We start from the raw sequence: 22,031 nt of genomic DNA, 5'->3' as shown, positions 1-22,031 counted from the left end.
GAAAACAGGAAGAAAATAGCCGACTCATCGCCAGATGCGATGCCCAAGCCCCCATGAGCACGTCCGAACGCAACTTTGCCCGCCGCATCGACCTCACGTCGCTGCAGCTGTTCGTGGCCGTGTGCGAGCTGGGCAGCATCGGCCGCGCCGCAGAGCGCGAATTCATCGCCGCCTCGGCCATCAGCAAGCGGCTGTCGGACCTCGAGGCCACGCTCGGCACCACGCTGCTCTACCGCCATGCGCGCGGCGTCGACCTGACGCCGGCCGGCGAGAGCCTGCTGCACCACGCCCGCTCGGTGCTCTACAGCCTCGAGAAGATGCAGGGCGAGCTCAGCGAGTACGCCGACGGCGTGCGCGGCCACGTGCGGGTGCACGCCAACATCTCGGCCATCGTGCAGTTCCTGCCGGAAGACCTGGGCGTGTTCACGCGCGCCCACGAAGCGATCAAGATCGACCTCGAGGAGCACCTGAGCACCGAGGTGATCCGCGCGGTGCAGGAAGGCGCGGCCGACCTCGGCGTGTGCCACGTGGCCGGCGGCGCGGGCGAGTTGCAGAGCCTGCCCTACCGGCACGACCGCCTCGCGCTGATCGTGCCCGCGGGCCACGCGCTGGCTGACCAGGGCGCGATCGAGTTCATCGCCGCGCTCGACTACGACCACGTCGGCCTGCACACCAACAGCTCGATCTACGTGGCGATGCACGAGGCCGCGCTGCTCGCGGGCCGCAGCGTCAAGCTGCGCATCCACGTCACCGGCCTCGATGCGATGTGCCGGATGATCCAGAACGGCCTGGGCATCGGCGTGATGCCGCAGCGCGCCTTCGAGCTGATGCAGGACGGCATCGGCCGCGGGCTGGTCAGCGTGGCGCTGTCCGACGCCTGGGCCGCGCGCGAGATCCGGCTGGTGGCGCGCGATTTCTCCACGCTGCCGGTGGCGGCCCGCACGCTGGTGAACCACCTGCACGCGGCCTCCTCCACCGAGGCCGAAGCCGAACCCGGCGCCGACCGGCTCGCGGCCTGAAACACAAGACAATCCATTTCCCCACGAAAGAGAAGAGACCGACATGGCACGCACGCTCTACGACAAGATCTGGGACGAACACGTCGTCCACACCGAGGAAGACGGCACCGCGATCCTCTACATCGACCGCCACCTGGTGCACGAAGTCACCAGCCCGCAGGCCTTCGAAGGGCTGCGCGAAGCCGGCCGCAAGCTGTGGCGCATCAGCTCGGTGGTGGCCACCGCCGACCACAACACGCCGACCACCGGCTGGGAGCGCGGCTACGAAGGCATCGCCGACCCGACCAGCAAGGAACAGGTCACCACGCTCGACCACAACATCGCCGAGTTCGGCGCCGCCGCGTTCTTCCCGTTCCTGAGCAAGCGCCAGGGCATCGTGCACGTGATCGGCCCCGAGACCGGCGCCACGCTGCCGGGCATGACGGTGGTCTGCGGCGACTCGCACACCTCCACGCACGGCGCCTTCGGCGCGCTCGCGCACGGCATCGGCACCAGCGAGGTCGAGCACGTGATGGCCACGCAGACGCTGCTGGGCAAGAAGGCCAAGAACATGCTCGTGAAGGTCGAGGGCAAGCTGCCCCTGGGCTGCACGGCCAAGGACATCGTGCTGGCCATCATCGGCAAGATCGGCACCGCCGGCGGCACCGGCTACACGATCGAGTTCGCCGGCTCGGCCATTCGCGACCTCAGCATGGAAGGCCGCATGACGGTGTGCAACATGGCGATCGAGGCCGGCGCGCGCGCGGGCCTGGTGGCGGTCGACGAGAAGACCGTCGCCTACATCAAGGGCCGCCCGCTGGCGCCCACCGGCGTCGAATGGGACCAGGCCGCGGCCTACTGGCGCACGCTGCAGTCCGACCCCGGCGCGAAGTTCGACACTGTGGTCGAGCTCGACGCGACCCAGGTCAAGCCGCAGGTCACCTGGGGCACCTCGCCCGAGATGGTGGTGGCGATCGACGGCCGCGTGCCCGATCCCGACAAGGAAAAGGACAGCAGCAAGCGCGGCGCCATCGAGCGCGCGCTGGTCTACATGGGCCTGGAGCCGAACAAGCAGATGAACGACATCTTCATCGACAAGGTGTTCATCGGCTCGTGCACCAACAGCCGCATCGAGGACATGCGCGAGGCCGCGGCCGTGGTGAAGAAGCTCGGCCAGAAGGTCGCGAAGAACGTGAAGCTGGCACTCGTGGTGCCCGGCTCGGGCGTGGTGAAGGAACAGGCCGAGCGCGAAGGGCTCGACCAGATCTTCAAGGCCGCGGGCTTCGAATGGCGCGAGCCCGGCTGCTCGATGTGCCTGGCGATGAACGCCGACCGCCTCGAGCCCGGCGAGCGCTGCGCCTCGACCAGCAACCGCAACTTCGAAGGCCGCCAGGGCGCGGGCGGCCGCACCCACCTCGTGAGCCCGGCCATGGCCGCCGCGGCCGCCGTGCACGGCCATTTCGTCGACGTGCGCACCTTCGCCTGACCAGGAGACACCCCATGCAGAAATTCACCGTGCACAAGGGCCTCGTGGCCCCGATGGACCGCGAGAACGTCGACACCGACGCGATCATTCCGAAGCAGTTCCTCAAGTCGATCAAGCGCACCGGCTTCGGCGTGAACCTGTTCGACGAATGGCGCTACCTCGATCCGGGCGAGCCCGGCCAGGACCCGGCCAGCCGCAAGCCGAACCCCGACTTCGTGCTGAACCAGCCGCGCTACGCGGGCGCCTCGGTGCTGCTGGCGCGCAAGAACTTCGGCTGCGGCTCGTCGCGCGAGCATGCGCCATGGGCGCTCGACCAGTACGGCTTCCGCGCCATCATCGCGCCGAGCTACGCCGACATCTTCTTCAACAACAGCTTCAAGAACGGCCTGCTGCCGATCGTGCTGTCCGAGACGCAGGTGGCCCAGCTGTTCGACGAGACCTTCGCCTTCCCGGGCTATTCGCTGACCATCGACCTCGAGCGCCAGGTAGTGGTGAAGCCCGACGGCCAGGAGTTCGCCTTCGACGTGCAGGCCTTCCGCAAGTACTGCCTGATCAACGGCCTGGACGACATCGGACTCACGCTGCGCCACAAGGACAAGATCAAGGCCTTCGAGGCCGAGCGGCTGGCGCAGAAGCCCTGGCTCGCGCACACGATGCTCGCCAACGCCTGAGCGTTCCCGTTTCACTTCCTTCGACAACCACCCAATGAAAATCGCAGTTCTCCCTGGTGACGGCATCGGCACCGAAATCGTGGCGGAAGCCGTCAAGGTGCTTCAGGTGCTCGACCTGAAGTTCGAGCTGGAGACCGCCCTGGTTGGCGGCGCCGCCTACGAGGCCCATGGCCACCCGCTGCCCGATTCGACGCTCAAGCTCGCCAAGGAGGCCGACGCGGTGCTGTTCGGCGCGGTGGGCGACTGGAAGTACGACAAGCTCGACCGGCCGCTGCGCCCCGAGCAGGCCATCCTGGGCCTGCGCAAGAACCTCGGCCTGTTCGCCAACTTCCGCCCGGCCATCTGCTACGAGCAGCTGGTGGGCGCCTCGAGCCTCAAGCCCGAGCTGATCGCGGGCCTGGACATCCTCATCATCCGCGAGCTGACCGGCGACATCTACTTCGGCCAGCCGCGCGGCCGCCGCACCGCGGTCGACGGCCACTTCCCGGGCGCCGAGGAAGCCTTCGACACGATGCGCTACTCGCGCCCCGAGATCGAACGCATCGCGCGCGTGGCCTTCGAGGCCGCCCGCAAGCGCAGCAAGCGCGTGACCAGCGTCGACAAGGCCAACGTGCTCGAGACCTTCCAGTTCTGGAAGGACGTCGTGACCGAGGTCGGCAAGGACTATCCCGACGTCGAGCTCGACCACATGTACGTCGACAACGCCGCCATGCAGCTCGTGAAGGCGCCCAAGAAGTTCGACGTGGTGGTCACCGGCAACATGTTCGGCGACATCCTCTCGGACGAGGCCGCGATGCTCACGGGCTCGATCGGCATGCTGCCCTCGGCCTCGCTCAATGCCAGCAACCAGGGCCTGTACGAGCCCAGCCACGGCAGCGCGCCCGACATTGCCGGCAAAGGGGTCGCCAATCCCCTGGCTACAATACTGTCCGCTGCCATGATGCTCCGTTTCTCCCTCAACCAAGCCGAAGCTGCCGACCGGATCGAGTCGGCGGTCAAGCATGTGCTGGCCTCTGGCCTGCGCACGGGGGACATCTGGTCGGAGGGCACCCGCAAGGTCGGCACCATCGAGATGGGCGACGCCGTGGTGGCGGCACTCTCGGCCTCGATCACCAAAAAGACGATTACCGGCTAACCGCAGCCCGCTTCGTCACGCCCACCCGGCTCCTGACGAGTCGGGCGCAAAGAGAAACCAGCGACTTTCTTTTTTCTTAAAGGGCACACTCAAATGGCGAACGCATCTCAACCTCTGGTCGGCCTCGTGGGCTGGCGCGGCATGGTCGGCTCGGTCCTGATGGACCGCATGCAGGCCGAAAACGACTTCGGCCTCATCGAGCCGGTCTTCTTCTCGACCTCCAACGCCGGCGGCAAGGCCCCGGCGATGGCCAAGAACGAGACCGCCCTCAAGGACGCGCACGACATCGAGGCTCTGAAGAAGTGCGACATCGTCATCACCTGCCAGGGGGGCGACTACACGACCGAGGTGTTCCCCAAGCTGCGTGCCGCCGGCTGGAACGGCCACTGGATCGACGCCGCCTCCACGCTGCGCATGAAGGACGACGCGATCATCGTGCTCGATCCGGTCAATCTGCCCGTGATCCAGAACGCGCTGACCAACGGCGGCAAGAACTGGATCGGCGGCAACTGCACCGTGAGCTGCATGCTGATGGGCGTGGGCGCGCTCTACAAGGCCGGCCTGGTCGAGTGGATGACCAGCATGACCTACCAGGCCGCCTCGGGCGGCGGCGCGCAGCACATGCGCGAGCTGCTGACGCAGTTCGGCACGCTCAACGCCGAAGTCCGCTCGCTGCTCGACGACCCCAAGTCCGCCATCCTCGAGATCGACCGCAAGGTGCTGCACAAGCAGCAGAACCTGAGCGCGGCCGAGACCGCCAACTTCGGCGCCCCGCTCGGCGGCTCGCTGATCCCCTGGATCGACAAGGACCTGGGCGACGGCATGTCGAAGGAAGAGTGGAAGGGCGGCGCCGAGACCAACAAGATCCTCGGCCAGGGCGCGGGCTTCGGCACCGCGGCCACGCCGGTCGACGGCTTCTGCGTGCGCATCGGCGCCATGCGCTGCCACAGCCAGGCGCTGACCTTCAAGCTCAAGAAGGACGTGCCCGTGGCCGACATCGAAGCCATGATCGCCGCCGACAACGCCTGGGTGAAGGTGGTGCCGAACACCCGCGAAGCCACCCTGCAGGACCTGACGCCCGTGGCCGTGACCGGCACCATGGGCATCCCGGTCGGCCGCATCCGCAAGCTGGCGATGGGCCCGGAGTACGTCGGCGCCTTCACCATCGGCGACCAGCTCCTCTGGGGCGCCGCCGAACCGCTGCGCCGCATGCTGCGCATCCTGCTGGAAGCCTGATGGGGGCAGTTCGCGCCCGTTGCCTACCCCCTTGTTGTCGAAAGGCGACAGAAGATGTGTTCGTAAGTATGCGCGCACTGGGTAGAACGGGCGCACTGCCTTGTCAGTAGGGGGTGATGATGCTAACGTCCTCTTACAATTTCTGGGCCTGAGCCGCCCCCCTATCAGCATGACAAGACATCTGTTGCCCGCGGCCTGCCCATCGGCCGCTCGCTCCTCCCTTCCCCTGAACGGCGTTCGCCTGTCCGTCCTGAGTGCGGCGGTGGCCGTGGCGATGGGTCTGGCCAGCACCGATGCGAGCGCGTTGGCACTGGGTCCGCTGAAGGTGCAGTCGGCGCTGGGCGAACCGCTGCGGGCCGAGATCGACGTGACCGAGATCACGACCGCCGAAGCCGACAGCCTCAAGATCAACGTGGCCACCGCCGACGCCTTCAAGGCGGCCGGCGTGCCCTACAACCCGGCCCTCAGCGACGTGCGCGCAACGCTGCAGCGCCGCGCCGGCGGCCAGTACGTGGTGCGCCTCAACGGCAGTCGTCCGCTCAACGACCCCTTCATCGACCTGCTGCTCGAAGCCAACGGCAGCACCGGCCGCATCGTGCGCGACTACACCGTGCTGCTCGATCCGCCGGCCGCGCGCCCCGCGGCCGATGCCGGCACGCCGATCGCCCCCGTCTCGCCGCAGGTCGCGGCACCTGTCGAGCGCCCGGGCCCGGTCGTCGCGCGCACGCGCCGCGCACCGGCCGAGGCGCCCGCGCCGGTCACCGTGGCACCGGCACCGTCCGCGGCCTCCTCCGCCGCACCCGTCACCCCTGCGCCCCGTCCGGCGGGCAGTGGCGAACAGCTCACGGTGCAGCGCGGCGACACCGCCGGCAAGATCGCGGCGGCCAACAAGCCGGCCGACATCTCGCTCGACCAGATGCTGGTCGCGCTGCTGATGGCCAACCCCGATGCCTTCATCGGCGGCAACGTCAACCGCATCAAGGCCGGCGCCGTGCTCGACCTGCCGAGCGCCGCCGAAGCCGGCGCGGTGCCGGCCGCGGAAGCCCGCCGCACGGTCACGGCCCAGAGCCGCGACTTCGGCGCCTACCGCCAGCGACTGGCCGAGAACGCCCCGACCTCGAACGTGGCCGGCGCCAGCCGCCGCGCCGGCGGCCGGGTGCAGGCCAATGTCGAGGACCGCAACGCAGCCGCCGCCGCGCCCGACAAGCTCACCATCTCGCAAGGCAGCGCCACCGCGCGTGCGGCCGAGGAAAAGGTCGCGCAGACCCGCCAGGCGCAGGATCGCAGCGCCCGCGCCGCCGAACTGTCGAAGAACATCGAGGAGCTCAACAAGCTCAAGGCCGCGGGTGGCTCGACCGCCGCGGCGCCTTCGGCCGCGCCCACGCCCGCCGCTGCGGCCGCCCCAGCCGCCGCGCCCGCCACGACGCCGGGCATCCCGGTGCCGGTCGCCGGCCCCGCCGCCACCGCACCGAGCCCCGCTGCCGCGCCGGCACCGGCACCGGCACCGGCACCCGCTGCTGCAGCCACGCCGGCCCCGGCCGCAGCGACGCCCGCCGTCGAAGCTGCGCCAGCGGCAGCAGCCGCCGCGGCCGCCACCCCCACCGAAGGCGCTGCAGCCACCGGCGCCCCCGCTCCGAGCCCCGCGGCCAGTGCCGCGGCACCCGCACCCAAGCCCGCGCCCAAGAAGGTCGTGGCGCCGCCGCCTCCGCCGCCCGAACGCAGCTTCCTCGACGAACTGCTCGACAACCCGCTGATGCTGGGCGGCATCGCGCTGATCGCGCTGCTGATCGGCTTCCTGCTCTACCGCGTGCTGGGGCGCCGGCGCGAGGAAATGAGCGAGAGCGTTTTCCTCGAGAGCCGCATCCCGAAGGACTCCTTCTTCGGCGCCAGCGGCGGCGAATCGGTCGACACCAAGAACCGCGGCGATTCCACCGTCTCCTCGCTGTCGTACTCGCCGAGCCAGCTCGATGCTGGCGACGTCGACCCGGTGGCCGAGGCCGACGTCTACCTGGCCTACGGCCGCGACTTGCAGGCCGAGGAAATCCTGCGCGAAGCGCTGCGCGTGAATCCCGACCGCACGGCGATCCACCTGAAGCTGCTCGAGATCCACGCCAAGCGCCGCGACCTGCGCGCCTACGAAGGCCTGGCCACCGAAGTGCACAAGCTCACCGGCGGCAGCGGCGCCGACTGGACCCGCGTGGTCGACATGGGCAAGGAACTCGATCCGGGGAACCCGCTGTACGAATCGGGTACGCCGCGCAGCGCCACGCCCGCCGAGAGCGCCGCCCTCGCGACCGCGCTGGCGGCCGCCTCGGCCCGCCCGCCGGTTGCCGCCAAGCCCGCGCCCGCCCCGGCCCCGGTGGCAGCCGCTCCGGCCTTCGTGCCCTCGGTGGCACCGCTCGACTTCGACCTCGACCTGAGCCAGCCGCCCGCACCGCCGCCGCTGGCACCGGTCGGCGCCAGCCTGCCGAAGTCGGCCTATGCGCCCGCCCCGGCCGCGCGCCCGACGACGCCTCCGTCCGCCAGCCTGGCTGCGCAGCCGACGGTCGACCTCGAGAACGATTTCGATACCGCCCCCGGCGCGCTGCCGCTCGACACCCTGCCCGGCTCGCTCAACGACGCCGACAACACCCGCCCGGCCGTGCTGCGCGGCGGTGCCGGCCTGCCGGCCGATTCGGGCTTCATCGAGTTCGACATGAGCGCCCTGGCCGGCCTGCCCGCCCGCTCGGGCAACGGCGCCGACCATCCCGCGCCGTCGGCGTCGGCCCATGAGGACGACGAGAGCCCGCATGCCGTCAAGCTGTCGCTGGCGCGCGAGCTGCAGGCCATCGGCGACGTCGAGGGCGCGCGCTCGCTGGTCGAGGAAGTCGAAGCCGAAAGCGCCGGCGAACTCAAGTCGCAGGCGCGGCAGTTGCTCGCCGAGCTGCGCTGAGCGCGCGGCGCCGGCCTCCTTGTTCCTGGTTTCGTGAGGCTGGCGCTCGGCATCCGCTACAACGGCCAGGCCTACGACGGCTGGCAGAGCCAGTCCTCGGGCCGCACGGTGCAGGACAAGCTCGAGAAGGCCCTGTCCCAGTTCGCCGCGCAACGCATCTCCACGCTGTGCGCCGGCCGCACCGACGCCGGCGTGCACGGGCTGATGCAGGTGGTGCACTTCGACACCGAGGTGCAGCGCGAACCCTTCTCCTGGATGCGCGGCACCAACCGCTACCTGCCCGACGACATCGCGGTGCAGTGGGCGCACCCGGTGCCGGCCGAATTCCATTGCCGCGCCAGCGCCCTCGCGCGGCGCTACGTCTACGTGCTCTCGCAGTCGCCGGTGCGCCCCAGCCTCGACGCGGGGCGGGTCGGCTGGTCGATGAACCTGCTCGACGGCGACGCGATGCGCGCCGCGGCCGCGCTGCTGATCGGCGAACACGATTTCAGCTCGTTCCGCGCCTCGGCCTGCCAGGCCCGCTCGCCGGTCAAGAACCTGCGGCGCATCGAGATCACGCGCCACGGCGAGGGCGAGCGCTGCCGCTGGCAGTTCGAGTTCGAGGCCGATGCCTTCCTGCACCACATGATCCGCAACCTGATGGGCTGCCTGGTGCGCGTGGGCCGGGGCGCCGAGTCGCCCGAGTGGATCAGCGAGGTGCTCGCCGCGCGCAGCCGCGACGCGGCGGCGCCGACCTTCTCGCCCGACGGGCTGTACTTCCTCGGCCCGTTGTACGACGCCAAGTGGGGTCTGCCGGCCGAGGCCACCTTCCAGGCCGCCCGCGCGGCCTATGATGGCCCGCCATGAGCCCTCTCCCGCCGCGCACCCGCATCAAGATCTGCGGCCTCACGCGCGAGGCCGACCTCGATGCCGCCGTGGAAGCCGGCGCCGATGCGGTCGGCTTCGTGCTCTACCCCAAGAGCCCGCGCGCCATCGCGCCCGAACGCGCGGCCGTGCTGGCGGCGCGCCTGCCGCCGTTCGTCACGCCGGTGCTGCTGTTCGTCGATGCGCAACCCGCCGAGGCCATCGCCGCGCTGGCCCGCGTGCCGGGTGCCATCGCCCAGTTCCATGGCGATGAAACGCCCGCCGACTGCCTCGCGGCGAGCGGAAACGGCCGCTTCCGCTTCATGCGCGCGGCCCGCATTCCCCTCGGCGAGGCCGGCGCCCGCTTCGACCTCGTAAAATACGCATCCGATTTCTCAAACGCCCAGGCCATCCTGCTCGACGCCCATGTCGACGGTTATGGCGGTGGCGGCAAGGCATTCGATTGGTCACTTCTTCCACCCGCCGTCGACGCTCACCTCGTCTTGAGTGGTGGACTCACACCTGCAAACGTGGGCGATGGCATTCGCACGCTGCGGACACGCTGCAAGACGCTGTCCGTTGATGTGAGCTCGGGCGTCGAGATCGACGGTCCCGGGAACAAGGGCCTGAAGGACGCCGGCAAGATCCGGCAATTCGTCGCCGCGGTGAGAGCGGCCGACGCCTCGTCCTTCTCCAGTTAGCCGCCGCACCCGGTTGTCGACCGGGCTGCGGCCCAACGATCGAGAACCATGCAAAGCACCTACCAGCAACCCGACGCCACCGGCCATTTCGGCAACTACGGCGGCACCTTCGCGAGCGAGACGCTCACCCACGCGATCAACGAGCTGCGCGACGCGTACGCGAAGTACAAGGAAGACCCGGCCTTCCTGGCCGAATTCCACTACGAGCTCAAGCACTTCGTCGGCCGGCCCTCGCCGATCTACCACGCCGCGCGCACCAGCCGCGAGATGGGCGGCGCGCAGATCTATCTCAAGCGCGAGGACCTCAACCACACCGGCGCCCACAAGATCAACAACGTGATCGGCCAGGCGATGCTCGCGCGTCGCATGGGCAAGCCGCGCGTGATCGCCGAGACCGGCGCCGGCCAGCACGGCGTGGCCACGGCCACCATCTGCGCGCGCTACGGCCTCGAATGCGTGGTCTACATGGGCAGCCAGGACGTGAAGCGCCAGAGCCCCAACGTCTACCGCATGAACCTGCTCGGCGCCACGGTGGTGCCGGTGGAATCGGGCAGCAAGACGCTGAAGGACGCGCTCAACGAGGCGATGCGCGACTGGGTCACGAACGTGGAGAACACCTTCTACATCATCGGCACGGTCGCCGGCCCGCACCCCTACCCGATGATGGTGCGCGACTTCCAGAGCGTGATCGGCACCGAGTGCATCGAGCAGATGCCCGCGATGCTGGCGGCCGACGGCATCACCGGCGAGGCCGAGGGCAAGCAGCCCGACGCGGTGGTCGCCTGCGTGGGCGGCGGCAGCAATGCGATCGGCATCTTCCACCCCTACATCCCGTTCGCCGGCACGCGGCTGATCGGCGTCGAGGCCGCGGGCGAAGGCCTGGACAGCGGCAAGCACGCCGCCTCGATCCTGCGCGGCAGCCCGGGCGTGCTGCACGGCAACCGCACCTACCTGCTGCAGAACGAGGACGGCCAGATCACCGAGACGCACAGCGTCAGCGCCGGCCTCGACTACCCCGGCGTGGGCCCCGAGCATGCGTACCTGGCCGACATCGGCCGCGCCGAGTACGTCGGCGTCACCGACCTCGAGGCCCTCGAGGCCTTCCACTACCTGTGCCGCACGGAGGGCATCATTCCCGCGCTCGAATCCAGCCACGCCGTGGCCCACGCGTTGAAGCTCGCGAAGACCATGCGCCCCGACCAGTCGATCCTGGTCAACCTCTCGGGTCGTGGCGACAAGGACATCGGCACCGTCGCAGACCTCGCGGGCGTCGACTTCTACGACCGGCCCTCGATGCGCGGCCTGAGCGTGAAGGGAGGCAAGTGATGAGCCGCATTGCAGCCACCTTCGAGGCGCTGAAGAAGGACGGGCGCCGCGCGCTCATCCCCTACGTCACCGCCGGCTTCCCCTTTGCCGACATCACGCCCGAGCTCATGCACGGCATGGTCGCGGCCGGTGCCGACGTGATCGAACTCGGCGTGCCCTTCTCCGACCCGATGGCCGACGGCCCGGTGATCCAGCAGGCCGGCGAAGCCGCGCTCGCGCTGGGCATCGGCATGAAGCAGGTGCTGGCGATGGTCGCGGCCTTCCGCGCGAAGGACACGGGCACGCCCGTGGTGCTGATGGGCTATGCCAACCCGGTCGAGCGCTACGACCTCGTGCACGGCAAGCACGCCTTCATCCGCGACGCGGCCGCGGCCGGCGTCGACGGCCTGCTGGTGGTCGACTACCCGCCCGAGGAGTGCGAACAGTTCGCCGCCGATCTGCGCGAAGCCGGCATCGACCTGATCTTCCTGCTGGCGCCCACCAGCACCGACGAGCGCATGGCGCAGGTCGCGCGCATCGCGAGCGGCTACGTCTACTACGTGTCGCTCAAGGGCGTGACCGGCGCCGGCCACCTCGACACCGAGGCGGTCGGCCGCATGCTCCCGCGCATCCGCCAGCACGTGGGCATCCCGGTCGGCGTGGGCTTCGGCATCCGCGACGCCAGCACCGCGCAGGCGGTGGGCTCGGCGGCCGACGCGGTCGTGATCGGCACCAAGATCATCCAGTTGATCGACGGCCAGCCGCGCGAGAAGGTGGTGCCCGCGGTGCATGAATTCCTCGCGGGCATCCGCGAGGCGCTCGATGCCTTGCCGGCGGCTACCGCGAAGAATGCGGCTGGCCGATAATCGCCGCTGCCCTCGTCAGGCCCCTTTCGTCATGCGAAAAAGCACGAAAGGGGCACTGACGGCCCCGAAGGCTCTCCCGCCTTCGCGCGAACCTAGGAATGCCCATGAGCTGGCTTGAAAAACTGCTACCCGCCAAGATCGCCCAGACCGACCCCGCCGAGCGCCGCCAGGTGCCCGAGGGCCTGTGGATCAAGTGCCCGGCCTGCGAGACGGTGCTCTACAAGACCGACCTCGAGCACAACCAGAACGTCTGCCCGAGCTGCAGCCATCACCATCGCATCGGCGCGCGTCCGCGCCTCGACGCCTTCCTCGATGCCGAGGGCCGCTACGAGATCGGCCAGGAAGTGCTGCCGGTCGACGCGCTCAAGTTCAAGGACAGCCGCAAGTACCCCGAGCGCCTCAAGGAAGCCCTGGAGAACACCGGCGAGACCGACGCGCTGGTCGTGATGGGCGGCTCGGTCCACAGCATCAGCGTGGTGGTCGCCTGCTTCGAGTTCGAATTCATGGGCGGCAGCATGGGCAGCGTGGTCGGCGAACGCTTCGTGCGCGGCGTCGAGACCGCGATCGAGCAGAAGGTGCCGTTCATCTGCTTCACCGCCACCGGTGGCGCGCGCATGCAGGAAGGCCTGCTGTCGCTGATGCAGATGGCCAAGACCAACGCCGCGCTCACGCGCCTCGCGAAGAAGGGCCTACCCTACATCAGCGTGCTGACCGACCCGACCATGGGCGGCGTGTCGGCCGGCTTCGCCTTCATGGGCGACGTGGTGATCGCCGAGCCCAAGGCGCTGATCGGCTTCGCCGGCCCGCGCGTGATCGAATCGACCGTGCGCGTGACCCTGCCCGAAGGCTTCCAGCGCGCCGAGTTCCTGCAGACCAAGGGCGCGATCGACTTCATCAGCGACCGCCGCGAACTGCGCAAGACCATCGCCAGCACGCTCGCGATGCTGCTGCGCCAACCGGCGGATGCGGTGAGCTGATTCAGAGCCTCTCGAAAGACGAAGCGCCCGGAACCTCGCGGTTCCGGGCGCTTTTTTCATGGGGCCTGCAAACGGTCAGAGCCGGTAGGCCAGCACCAGCAGGTTGTTCAGCACGATAGCGATCACCTGCAGCACGACGATCGCGGCCAGCGGCGACAGGTCGACGCCGCCGAGCAGCGGAATGACGCGGCGGAACGGCCGCACCAGCGGCTCGGCCAGGCGCGAGATCAGGTCGAGCAGCATCGGCGAGGCCCCCGGCACCCACGAGAGCACCGCGTACACCACCAGCAGCGCGGTCAGTCCCGACACGGCGAGCTGCAGCAGGCCGATGAACGACACCAGCGGCAGCGCGCCGATACGCCCGAGGTTGCCGATCAGCAGCCACAGCACGAGGAACTTGGCGATCACCAGCAGCCAGGCAGCCACGGCGCTCGCGAGGTCCCACTTCTTGACGGCCGGCAGCAGGCGCCGCAGCGGCAGCACGATCCAGTCGGTGATGGCGAAGATGAAGCGGCCCAGCGGATTGCCGAAGGGCACGCGGTGGTACTGCATGTAGAGCCGCAGCAGGCAGGCGCCGCCGAGCAGGCCGACGATCACGTCGAGGAGGAACGATGGGATCTGATAGAGCATGGCGCGCGAGGTGAAGCGGAGTGCGATGATAGCCACGCAAGGCTCTTCGATGACGACACAACCCCTTCTGAACTCCCTGCCTTTGTTCCCGCTCGGCACGGTCCTCTTCCCCGGCGGCCTGCTGCCGCTGCGCATCTTCGAGGTGCGCTACCTCGACATGATCGGCAAGTGCCGCAAGGGCGGCGTGCCCTTCGGCGTGGTGAACCTCACGAGCGGCACCGAGGTGCGCAAGGCCGGCGCGCAGGCCGAGCGCTTCGCCGAGGTCGGCACGCTGGCCGTGATCCGCGAATTCGAATCGCCGCAAAGCGGCCTGCTGCAGATCGAGTGCGTGGGCACGCAGCGCTTTCGCGTGCGCCACAGCGAACTGCAGAAGCACGGCCTGTGGATCGCCGACGTCGCGATCCTCCCCGACGACGTCGCGCTCGAGATCCCCGAGGACCTGCAGCACACCGCCACCGCGCTGCGGCGCCTGGTCGACACGCTCGAGGAGCGCAAGCGCGCGCAGGACGCCACCGGCTCGCCGCCGGTGCGCCTGCCGATCGGCGCGCCCTACCGCTACGACGACTGCGGCTGGGTCGCCAACCGCTGGTGCGAGCTGGTGCCGATGCAGCTCGAGCTGCGGCAGCGGCTGATGGAGCTCGAGAGCCCGCTGATGCGGCTCGAGCTGGTCGGCGATCTGCTGGCGCGCACCGGCATCGCCTGAGCGCTCGGGCGACAGGGCCGAAGGGCCCGCCCCGCTTCGTTTCGCGCTTCGAATTTGATAGCTGATGGCGCAAGGCCGGCGACGGGTTCGCCGGAATTCGCGCGCCATCGCCTGGGCTAAAATCCCGCCTTTCGCGCCGAATTTCCCTGCGCGCGCCTCCCCTACCGCCTCCCCATGTCCGAACAACAGCCGCCCACCCCTGCTCCGGCCGCGACCACGCCCGCCGTCGACGACAACAAGCTCATCGCCGAACGCCGCGAGAAGCTCAAGCTGCTGCGCACCGCGCAGACCGAAGGCAAGGGCGTCGCATTCCCCAACGACTTCAAGCCGGGCCACCGCGCCGCCGCGCTCGCCGAGGCGCATGGCGCCGTCGAAGCCGAAGCGCTCGAGGCGCAGAACGTCGCCGTGAGCGTGGCCGGCCGCATGATGCTCAAGCGCGTGATGGGCAAGGCCAGCTTCGCGACCCTGCAGGACGCCACCGGCCGCATCCAGCTCTACGTCACGCGCGACGCGGTCGGCGAAGAGGTCTATGCCGAGTTCAAGCGCTGGGACCTCGGCGACATCCTCGGCGCCGAAGGCACGCTGATGAAGACCAAGACCGGCGAGCTGTCGATCAAGGTCACCGCGCTGCGCCTGCTGACCAAGAGCCTGCGTCCCCTGCCGGGCGACTTCTACGGCATGGCCGACCAGGAGCAGAAGTACCGCCAGCGCTACGTCGACCTGATCACCGACGAGTCGGCGCGCGTGCGCTTCACCGCGCGCAGCAAGGCCGTGAGCGCGCTGCGCGAATTCATGGTGGCCAACGACTTCCTCGAGGTCGAGACGCCGATGCTGCATCCGATCCCGGGCGGCGCCAACGCCAAGCCCTTCAAGACGCACCACAACGCGCTCGACCAGGAGATGTTCCTGCGCATCGCGCCCGAGCTCTACCTCAAGCGCCTGATCGTCGGCGGCTTCGAGCGCGTGTTCGAGATCAACCGGAGCTACCGCAACGAGGGCATCTCGGTGCGGCACAACCCCGAGTTCACGATGATGGAGTTCTACGCGGCCTACTGGAACTACCGCGACCTGATGGACTTCACCGAGACGCTGATCCGCACCATCGCCGACAAGGCCGTGGGCACGCAGCAGCTCACCTACCAGGGCAAGCCGGTCGACCTGACGCAGCCCTTCGAGCGCCTGACGATCCGCGAGGCGATCCTCAAGCACACCGATGCGGGCGACGGGGTCGACGACAGCGCCTGGCTCGTCAACGCCCTGCGCAAGCTGGGCCTGAGCGAGGAGAAGGACAAGCTCTCGCAGCGCAGCCTGGCCAGCCTGCAGGTGATGTACTTCGAGGAGACCGTCGAAGAGAAGCTCTGGCAGCCGACCTTCATCATGGAGCACCCGACCGAGATCTCGCCGCTGGCGCGCGCCAACGACGAGCGCCCCGAGGTCACCGAGCGCTTCGAGCTCTACATCACCGGGCGCGAGTTCGGCAACGGCTTCAGCGAGCTCAACGACGCCGAGGACCAGGCTGCGCGCTTCAACGCGCAGGTGGCGGCCAAGGACGGCGGCGACGACGAGGCCATGTACTACGACCACGATTTCGTGCGCGCGCTCGAGTACGGCATGCCGCCCACCGGTGGCTGCGGCATCGGCATCGACCGGCTGATGATGCTGCTGACCGACTCGCCGAGCATCCGCGACGTGATCCTGTTCCCCGCGCTGCGCAGGGAATCTTGAGCACCGCGGCCGCGAACGCCACCGCGATCGGCATCGACTTCGGAACCTCGAATTCGGCCGTCGCCTGCCGCATCGCGGGCGCCACCCGGCTGCTGCCGATCGAAGGCGCGGCCACCACCCTGCCCACCGCGATCTTCTACAACGCCGAGGACCGCAGCACGCACTTCGGCCGCGACGCGATCGCGCTCTACCTGGCCGGCGTCGAAGGCCGGCTGATGCGCTCGCTCAAGAGCCTGCTGGGCAGCCCGCTGATGCAGGAGAAGACCGCGATCTTCGACGGCCTCGTGAGCTTCGAGGACATCATCGCGCGCTTCCTGCGCGAGATGGCCGAGCGTGCCGCGCGCGAGATGGGCCGCCTGCCCGAGCGCGTGGTGATCGGCCGGCCGGTGCACTTCGTCGACGACGACAGCAAGCGCGACGAGCGCGCCGAGCAGAGCCTGCGCGCCGCCGCGCGCGCCGCGGGCTTCCGCGACATCGCCTTCCAGCTCGAGCCGATCGCGGCCGCCTTCGACTACGAGCAGCGCGTGCGCAAGGAATCGCTGGTGCTGATCGTCGACATCGGCGGCGGTACCTCCGACTTCACCGTGGTGCGCCTGGGCCCCGAGCGCGCCGCGCGCGAGGAGCGTGGCGACGACGTGCTGGCCACCACCGGCGTGCACATCGGCGGCACCGACTACGACCAGCGGCTCAATCTCGACCGCGTGATGCCGCTGCTGGGCTTCGGCCATCACGGGCCGCAGGGCCGCGAGGTGCCGAGCAAGGTCTTCTTCGACCTGTCGTCGTGGCACCTGATCAACTGGCTGTACCTCGCCAAAGCCACGCGGCAGGCGCGCGAGCTGCGTACCAGCTATGCCGACACCCGGCTGCACGACCGGCTCATGGCGGTGCTCGACGAACGCCACGGCCATCGCGTGCTCGGCGCGGTGGAGCAGGCCAAGATCGACGCCTCGGTCAGCGACGCACCCGCCGTCATCGACCTCGACTGCGCCGAGCCCGGCCTCACGAGCACCCTGTCGCCGGCCGACATGGCGCAGCAGCTCGCGGCGCAGTTCGAAGCGGTGATCGCCTGCGCCCATGCCTGCGTCAAGCGCGCCGGCCTGCGCAGCAACGAGCTCGATGCGATCTACCTCACCGGCGGCTCCTCGGCGCTGCGACCCTTCCAGCAGGCCCTGCGCAAGAGCTTCGCGGGCGTGCCGCTGGTCGAGGGCGACCTGTTCGGCGGCGTGGCCTCGGGGCTGGCCTTCGCGGCACGCTGAGCCGCGGGCTCCGCGTCATCGGTCGTGCCATCGCGCATGAAGTACCTCTCGGCCTATCCGACGACGCTGCAGGCGCAGGTGCGCCGACTGCTCGACGAAGAGCGCCTGGGCACCTGGCTGCGCGAGCGCTACCCCGAGGGCGCGCATGCCGTGCAGACCGACCAGGCGCTCTACCTCTACACGACCGGGCTCAAGAACGAGTTCATGCGCAAGGCCGGGCCGCTGTCGAAGGTGATCTTCGACAGCAAGCTGCACGTGATCCGACATGCGCTGGGCACCCACACCACCGTGTCGCGCGTGCAAGGCAGCAAGCTCAAGACCAAGCAGGAGATCCGCGTCGCGAACCTGTTCAAGGCCGTGCCTGCTCCCTGGCTGCGCATGATCGTCGTGCACGAGCTCGCGCACATGAAGGAGCGCGACCACGACAAGGCCTTCTATGCGCTGTGCACGCACATGGAGCCGGACTACCACCAGCTGGAGTTCGATCTGCGGCTGTACCTGACGCACATCGAGGCGGGCGGGATGCGCCTGTGGGAATCGGCGGCCACGCCGCCCGCCGCATCCTGAGCAGGGCGCGGCGGCTTGCCTGGGGCCGCGGCCGTGCACACAATCGCCCTCGCATGGCGCGCGATTCGGGAGGCGCGCCCCCAAAGAGAAAGAGGGAGTCCATGAAACATCCACTGCACCTGACATCGGCGGGCGATCCGCAGTTCATCGGAGAGATCGTCGAGGGCTTCAGGCTCGGGCTCCTCGAACTCGGCTACGACGTCAACTGGCAGCAGGCGCAGGTCGACACGCGCCGCGTCAACATCGTCATGTTCGCGGCCGGACTGACCTGGAACCAGCTGGCGCACCTCGGGCCCGACTGCATCGTCGTCAACATCGAGCAACTGGTCGAAGGCGGCAATGCCTTCACGCCGGCCTACCTGGAGATCCTGCGCAACAGCTACGTGTGGGAATACAGCGCGCTGAACTTCCGGCGCTACGCGGAGCTCGGCATCGCCCGCGCGGACCTGGTGCCCTACGGCTACCAGGCCGGCGCCATCCTGCCGCCGCCGGCGTCCGACCCGCCCGTGGCCGAAGACATCGACGTCCTCTTCTTCGGCAGCCTCAACGATCGGCGCATGCGCCTGCTGGAGGCGCTGCGCGCGCGCGGAATGACCGTCGTGGCGCACCATTCGATCCCGGTGGCGGAGCGCGCCGCCCTGCTGGCACGCAGCCGCCTGCTGCTCAACGTGAGCTTCCTCGACGCCACGCGCACGGTGGAGATTCCGCGGCTGGCAGTCGGTTTCGTCGCGAAGAAGCCGATCCTGACGGAGATCTACGACGACAGCGAGCTGCGGACCGAGCTGCGCGAGGGGGTCTTCGGCGAGCCCTATGAGCGGCTCGCGGACACGGCCGAGCGGCTGCTGTCGGCACCGGAAGAACGCCGGGAACGCGCCGAGCTGGGTCACCGGCTCTTCACGGCCACGTCGCAAGCGATGTTCATCCAGCCCGCGATCGAGCGCTTCTTCGCGTGGCGCTCGCAACAAGCCGGCGGCTGAGCCGACCGCGAGCGCGCAGGCCGGCGCCCCGGTTCAGCGAAAGAAGGCCGACAGCTCGACGGCCAGCGCCTCGACCTCTTCCTGCGACATGTCGGCAATCGCCTCCGGCGCACGCGCATTCTCGGTATCGCGAATCCGCTCGATGTGCTCGCCGCGCGAGACCGAGTCATGGTGCAGGTGGAACATCGGCACGTTCATCGAGTGCCAGCGCACACCGAGCCGCGAAGCGCGGCGCAGCAGTTCGTCGTCCTCGCCGCCCCAGCCCTCGAGCCGCGCGTTGTAGCCGCCCACGCGGATGTACTCGCTGCGCTTGAACAGCACGATGCCGCCGTTGGCATTGGGGTACAGCACGATCGCATCCTCGGGCAATCGCTGCGGATCGATGGCAGCCAGGCGGCCATAGTCCGGGTCGGCCATGAAGCCCTGCTTGAGCGCGCCGGCGACGTTGATCACCGACCAGTAGGGACACAGCGCATCGCTGTCCTGCCCTTCCATCAGGGCGTCGATGCAGGCCCGCAGCGACTGCGGCTGGGCGATCGAGTCGGCATCGTGGAAGCAGATCACCGGGCTGCGCGCGAGCCGCACGCCGGTGTTGTAAAGCATCGACTTGGGAAACGGACCATCGTGCGGCACGAAGACATGCCGGATGTGCGGATCGTCGAGCCGGCGCCAGTCGAAGCTCGGCGTGGCTGCGGCCTCGAGCAGCCACAGCCGGTAGTCGGTGTAGGTGCGCCCCAGGTGCGCGAGCACGGTGTAGAGGTTCTCGCGCCGCTCCTCGTTGGCCTCGCGGTACGACACGATGATGTCGATGTCCCGCAGGGAGGTCTTGTTCGCTTCGGCCATGGCGCTGTGGCTCTCAGAAAGGCCGGTAGAGGATGAAGTTGTCGTCGCCCGCGGGCTGCTTGAAGCGGGTGTCCCGGATCTCGAGCTGCACCGGCTGGGTCTTCTCGTCCTGGTAGCGGTTGAAGATGCCCGCGCCGTTCACCTTCTCGACCACTTCCGCCAGGCCGGGGCCGGCCCAGTTGTCGTGGCCGCGCAGCAGGTAGAAATGCATCACGCCGCACTGCTGGTGCGCCCAGTAGTCGTGCCACGAGAAGGAATCGGGCCGCCAGAGCGAGTTGTGGCCCTCGAAGAAGACGGGGCGGCTCATCGGCATGCACTCGGGCGTGGAGATGAGGATGTAGCGCGAGCGGTAGTTGAGGAACTCCAGCAGGTCCCGGCCCTGCGAATGCAGCATGTGCTCGATCACGTCGCCGAGGATGACGACGTCGTAGAGGTCGCTGCTCTGCTTGTACAGCCCGTCGGCGGTGATCGGGAGGATGTGGTGGTAGCCCGTTTCGCGCAGGCCCGGAAAGGCCGCTTCGTCGCATTCGAGCGCGGTGAGCTCGCAGCGCGGAACGATGTCCTTGAGCAGCGCGCCGTACTTGCCGCCCCCGGCGCCGATGTCGAGGATGCGCTGCGGGTCGATCGCCCGGATGATCTCCTGCGTCAGGACGTCGAAGGTGGGCCAGGAATAGCCTATGTGCGCCATGGGAATCCCTCTGCTCTCGCTGCTGTTCTGGGGCGTACGACTGTACAGGAGCGCCCTGGCGCGGCGGGCGCCGCGGTGTCAGGTTCTGCACGGTTGCGCGGGCTTTGATCGCCCACGGCCGGCGGCTAGCGGCTCTTCTGCGAGGCCGCGTCCATGGCGGCCATGTACACCGACCGGTAGGGCTCGGACAGGCTCACGAAATGGACCAGCAGCGTGTCCTCGTCGGCCAACAGCGGCGGCGTGTTGAGGCTGAGGTTGTCCAGCACGCTGTGCTCGCCGAGCAGGCCCTCCTCCTTCAGCACCTCGTTGGTGTAGTGCTGGTCGCCCAGGCTGCTGTAGACCTGGGACTTGTCGGCCACCTCGCCGATGCGCGCCCAGATGCGTTCCAGCAGCGCGAGGTTGGCCGGCGTGTTGCGAAAACCCATGACGCCCGAATTGAAGCGCCAGGCGCCGACGTCCTTGGCCAGCAGCAGGTCGCGGCCCTGCAGCAGCGGCTCGAAAGGGCGCGCCTGGTTGCGGAAGACCACGTCGGCGTCGACCCAGATCACCCAGTCGTGCTGCGCCAGGTGCTGCTGCAGCAGCCAGGTGCGCACCCACGAGCCGTTGATGCCGGGCCCGATCGCCTCGGGCAGCGCCCGGTACACGTGGTACGCGTGGCCATGGCGCTCGCAGTAGCGGCGCACGTTGTGTTCCGACACCCGCGCGTAGGTGGCGATGTGGTGGGTGTAGAGCGTGAGGAAGGCGATGCGCGCCTGCGGATTGATGCTGGTGCACGCCTCCTCGGACAGCGCCGGATAGGCGGGCGGCTGCAGCACCGGGCGGCCCTGCATCAGGGCGCTGTTGACCTCGCGCACCAGCAGCGCCTGCAGGTTCAGGTCGTGCAGGATCTCGTCGCGCCAGCCACCGTCGGGCAGCGGCACCGGCAGCGCGGCGAGGTTCACCACGAAGACCCGCGCGTCGTGCCACTGCGAGACGCGCCACGAGACGTTGACGTAGGCTTCGGCCAGCACGCTGTTGCAGGGCAGGAGCCCCGCCGGTGCCAGTCGCGCGGTCTCGTCGAGGCGCGGCGATTCGAGCGCGACCACGTGGCCGGCGTCGATGATCAGTTGATGCAGCAGCGCGCGGTTGCCGGGCGTGTTGCGCAGCACCAGCATGTTGGTCATGGCCGGACCGGCGCGGTCGCCGGTCGATGGCCCCTCGAGCGCGACCAGGTCGCGCCCCTGCATCAGCGCCTCGACCGCGACCGGGTGGAACACCACCGAGTCGCCGTCGAGGAACAGCAGCCAGTCACCCTCGGCCAGCGTGCGCAGGTGGCGCAGGATCTGGCTGTACTTGGCGCTCGCGCGCAGCGCCGGATGAGCGATGCGCTCGGTGTCGGCCCACTGGTGCGGATAGCCGAACAGGCGGCAGTAGTGCGCATGGTTGCGCAGCACCGCCTCGTCCGCGCGCTGAAGAAGGCTGAGGCACAGGGGCATGGGTCACTCCAGGCAGC

20 protein-coding genes are annotated in these 22,031 nt (G+C 69.1%); 16 read left to right on the top strand and 4 right to left on the bottom strand.

What is annotated here, in order from left to right:
• Positions 1 to 53: 53 nt before the first annotated feature.
• The 11 genes from AC07RM_RS29270 to accD all read left to right on the top strand — a co-directional run bounded on the left by AC07RM_RS29270 (position 54) and on the right by accD (position 13,150).
• Positions 54 to 1,019, top strand: coding sequence for a LysR family transcriptional regulator (locus AC07RM_RS29270; RefSeq protein ID WP_296780162.1), 966 nt, complete (start codon positions 54 to 56; stop codon positions 1,017 to 1,019).
• 43 nt (positions 1,020 to 1,062) lie between these two features.
• On the top strand, positions 1,063 to 2,484 hold the full coding sequence (gene leuC / locus AC07RM_RS29265; RefSeq protein WP_093348735.1) for a 3-isopropylmalate dehydratase large subunit: 1,422 nt from the start codon (positions 1,063 to 1,065) through the stop codon (positions 2,482 to 2,484).
• A 14-nt stretch (positions 2,485 to 2,498) separates the two neighbouring features.
• Positions 2,499 to 3,155: a 3-isopropylmalate dehydratase small subunit gene (leuD, locus tag AC07RM_RS29260; RefSeq protein ID WP_093348732.1), complete on the top strand. Its 657-nt coding sequence runs from the start codon at positions 2,499 to 2,501 to the stop codon at positions 3,153 to 3,155.
• Between the two features lie 34 nt (positions 3,156 to 3,189).
• Positions 3,190 to 4,290: a 3-isopropylmalate dehydrogenase gene (gene leuB, locus AC07RM_RS29255; RefSeq protein ID WP_093348729.1), complete on the top strand. Its 1,101-nt coding sequence runs from the start codon at positions 3,190 to 3,192 to the stop codon at positions 4,288 to 4,290.
• 93 nt (positions 4,291 to 4,383) lie between these two features.
• Positions 4,384 to 5,526 (top strand): aspartate-semialdehyde dehydrogenase, encoded by a 1,143-nt coding sequence (gene asd, locus AC07RM_RS29250; protein WP_057595813.1) that lies wholly within the window; start codon positions 4,384 to 4,386, stop codon positions 5,524 to 5,526.
• Between the two features lie 262 nt (positions 5,527 to 5,788).
• On the top strand, positions 5,789 to 8,458 hold the full coding sequence (locus AC07RM_RS29245; protein ID WP_495336760.1) for a FimV/HubP family polar landmark protein: 2,670 nt from the start codon (positions 5,789 to 5,791) through the stop codon (positions 8,456 to 8,458).
• Positions 8,459 to 8,491: 33 nt separating this feature from the next.
• Positions 8,492 to 9,304: a tRNA pseudouridine(38-40) synthase TruA gene (gene truA, locus AC07RM_RS29240; RefSeq protein ID WP_057592268.1), complete on the top strand. Its 813-nt coding sequence runs from the start codon at positions 8,492 to 8,494 to the stop codon at positions 9,302 to 9,304.
• Positions 9,301 to 10,002 carry a phosphoribosylanthranilate isomerase gene (locus AC07RM_RS29235; protein WP_057592269.1) on the top strand — a complete coding sequence of 234 codons (702 nt, stop codon included), beginning with the start codon at positions 9,301 to 9,303 and terminating at the stop codon, positions 10,000 to 10,002. Before truA ends, AC07RM_RS29235 begins: the two co-directional genes overlap by 4 nt.
• Positions 10,003 to 10,050: 48 nt before the next feature.
• Positions 10,051 to 11,328, top strand: coding sequence for a tryptophan synthase subunit beta (trpB, locus tag AC07RM_RS29230; RefSeq protein WP_093348722.1), 1,278 nt, complete (start codon positions 10,051 to 10,053; stop codon positions 11,326 to 11,328).
• A complete protein-coding gene (gene trpA / locus AC07RM_RS29225; RefSeq protein WP_296801467.1) occupies positions 11,328 to 12,173 on the top strand; it encodes a tryptophan synthase subunit alpha in 846 nt (281 codons plus the stop codon). The genes trpB and trpA overlap by 1 nt, the downstream gene beginning before the upstream one ends.
• A 104-nt stretch (positions 12,174 to 12,277) precedes the next feature.
• Positions 12,278 to 13,150, top strand: coding sequence for an acetyl-CoA carboxylase, carboxyltransferase subunit beta (accD, locus tag AC07RM_RS29220; protein ID WP_057592272.1), 873 nt, complete (start codon positions 12,278 to 12,280; stop codon positions 13,148 to 13,150).
• 75 nt (positions 13,151 to 13,225) lie between these two features.
• Here the strand turns inward: accD and AC07RM_RS29215 are convergent, their stop codons facing one another.
• Positions 13,226 to 13,780: a YggT family protein gene (locus AC07RM_RS29215; protein ID WP_057592332.1), complete on the bottom strand. Its 555-nt coding sequence runs from the start codon at positions 13,778 to 13,780 to the stop codon at positions 13,226 to 13,228.
• Positions 13,781 to 13,829: 49 nt separating this feature from the next.
• Between AC07RM_RS29215 and AC07RM_RS29210 the strand changes: the two genes are divergently transcribed.
• The 5 genes from AC07RM_RS29210 (at position 13,830) to AC07RM_RS29190 (ending at position 19,008) form a co-directional block, all read left to right on the top strand.
• Positions 13,830 to 14,483 carry an LON peptidase substrate-binding domain-containing protein gene (locus tag AC07RM_RS29210; RefSeq protein WP_256222764.1) on the top strand — a complete coding sequence of 218 codons (654 nt, stop codon included), beginning with the start codon at positions 13,830 to 13,832 and terminating at the stop codon, positions 14,481 to 14,483.
• A gap of 174 nt (positions 14,484 to 14,657) precedes the next feature.
• Complete coding sequence (lysS, locus tag AC07RM_RS29205; protein ID WP_495336759.1) at positions 14,658 to 16,208, top strand: lysine--tRNA ligase; 1,551 nt, start codon at positions 14,658 to 14,660, stop codon at positions 16,206 to 16,208.
• Positions 16,205 to 17,464, top strand: coding sequence for an Hsp70 family protein (locus tag AC07RM_RS29200; protein WP_495336758.1), 1,260 nt, complete (start codon positions 16,205 to 16,207; stop codon positions 17,462 to 17,464). The genes lysS and AC07RM_RS29200 overlap by 4 nt, the downstream gene beginning before the upstream one ends.
• 36 nt (positions 17,465 to 17,500) lie before the next feature.
• On the top strand, positions 17,501 to 18,031 hold the full coding sequence (locus AC07RM_RS29195) for a M48 metallopeptidase family protein (protein ID WP_495336757.1): 531 nt from the start codon (positions 17,501 to 17,503) through the stop codon (positions 18,029 to 18,031).
• 101 nt (positions 18,032 to 18,132) lie between these two features.
• Positions 18,133 to 19,008 carry a CgeB family protein gene (locus AC07RM_RS29190; protein WP_398499308.1) on the top strand — a complete coding sequence of 292 codons (876 nt, stop codon included), beginning with the start codon at positions 18,133 to 18,135 and terminating at the stop codon, positions 19,006 to 19,008.
• A 33-nt stretch (positions 19,009 to 19,041) separates the two neighbouring features.
• Here AC07RM_RS29190 and AC07RM_RS29185 read toward each other — a convergent pair whose 3' ends face one another.
• From AC07RM_RS29185 to AC07RM_RS29175, 3 genes are all read right to left on the bottom strand, one after another.
• On the bottom strand, positions 19,042 to 19,851 hold the full coding sequence (locus AC07RM_RS29185) for a galactosyltransferase-related protein (protein WP_495336756.1): 810 nt from the start codon (positions 19,849 to 19,851) through the stop codon (positions 19,042 to 19,044).
• 13 nt (positions 19,852 to 19,864) lie between these two features.
• A complete protein-coding gene (locus AC07RM_RS29180) occupies positions 19,865 to 20,539 on the bottom strand; it encodes a class I SAM-dependent methyltransferase (protein ID WP_495336755.1) in 675 nt (224 codons plus the stop codon).
• A 125-nt stretch (positions 20,540 to 20,664) separates the two neighbouring features.
• A complete protein-coding gene (locus AC07RM_RS29175; protein WP_495336754.1) occupies positions 20,665 to 22,014 on the bottom strand; it encodes a glycosyltransferase family protein in 1,350 nt (449 codons plus the stop codon).
• Between the last annotated feature and the right edge of the window lie 17 nt (positions 22,015 to 22,031).

Source organism: Variovorax sp. GW821-FHT09B05 (genome assembly GCF_059418265.1).
This window is presented reverse-complemented; position numbering and strand designations above follow the sequence as displayed.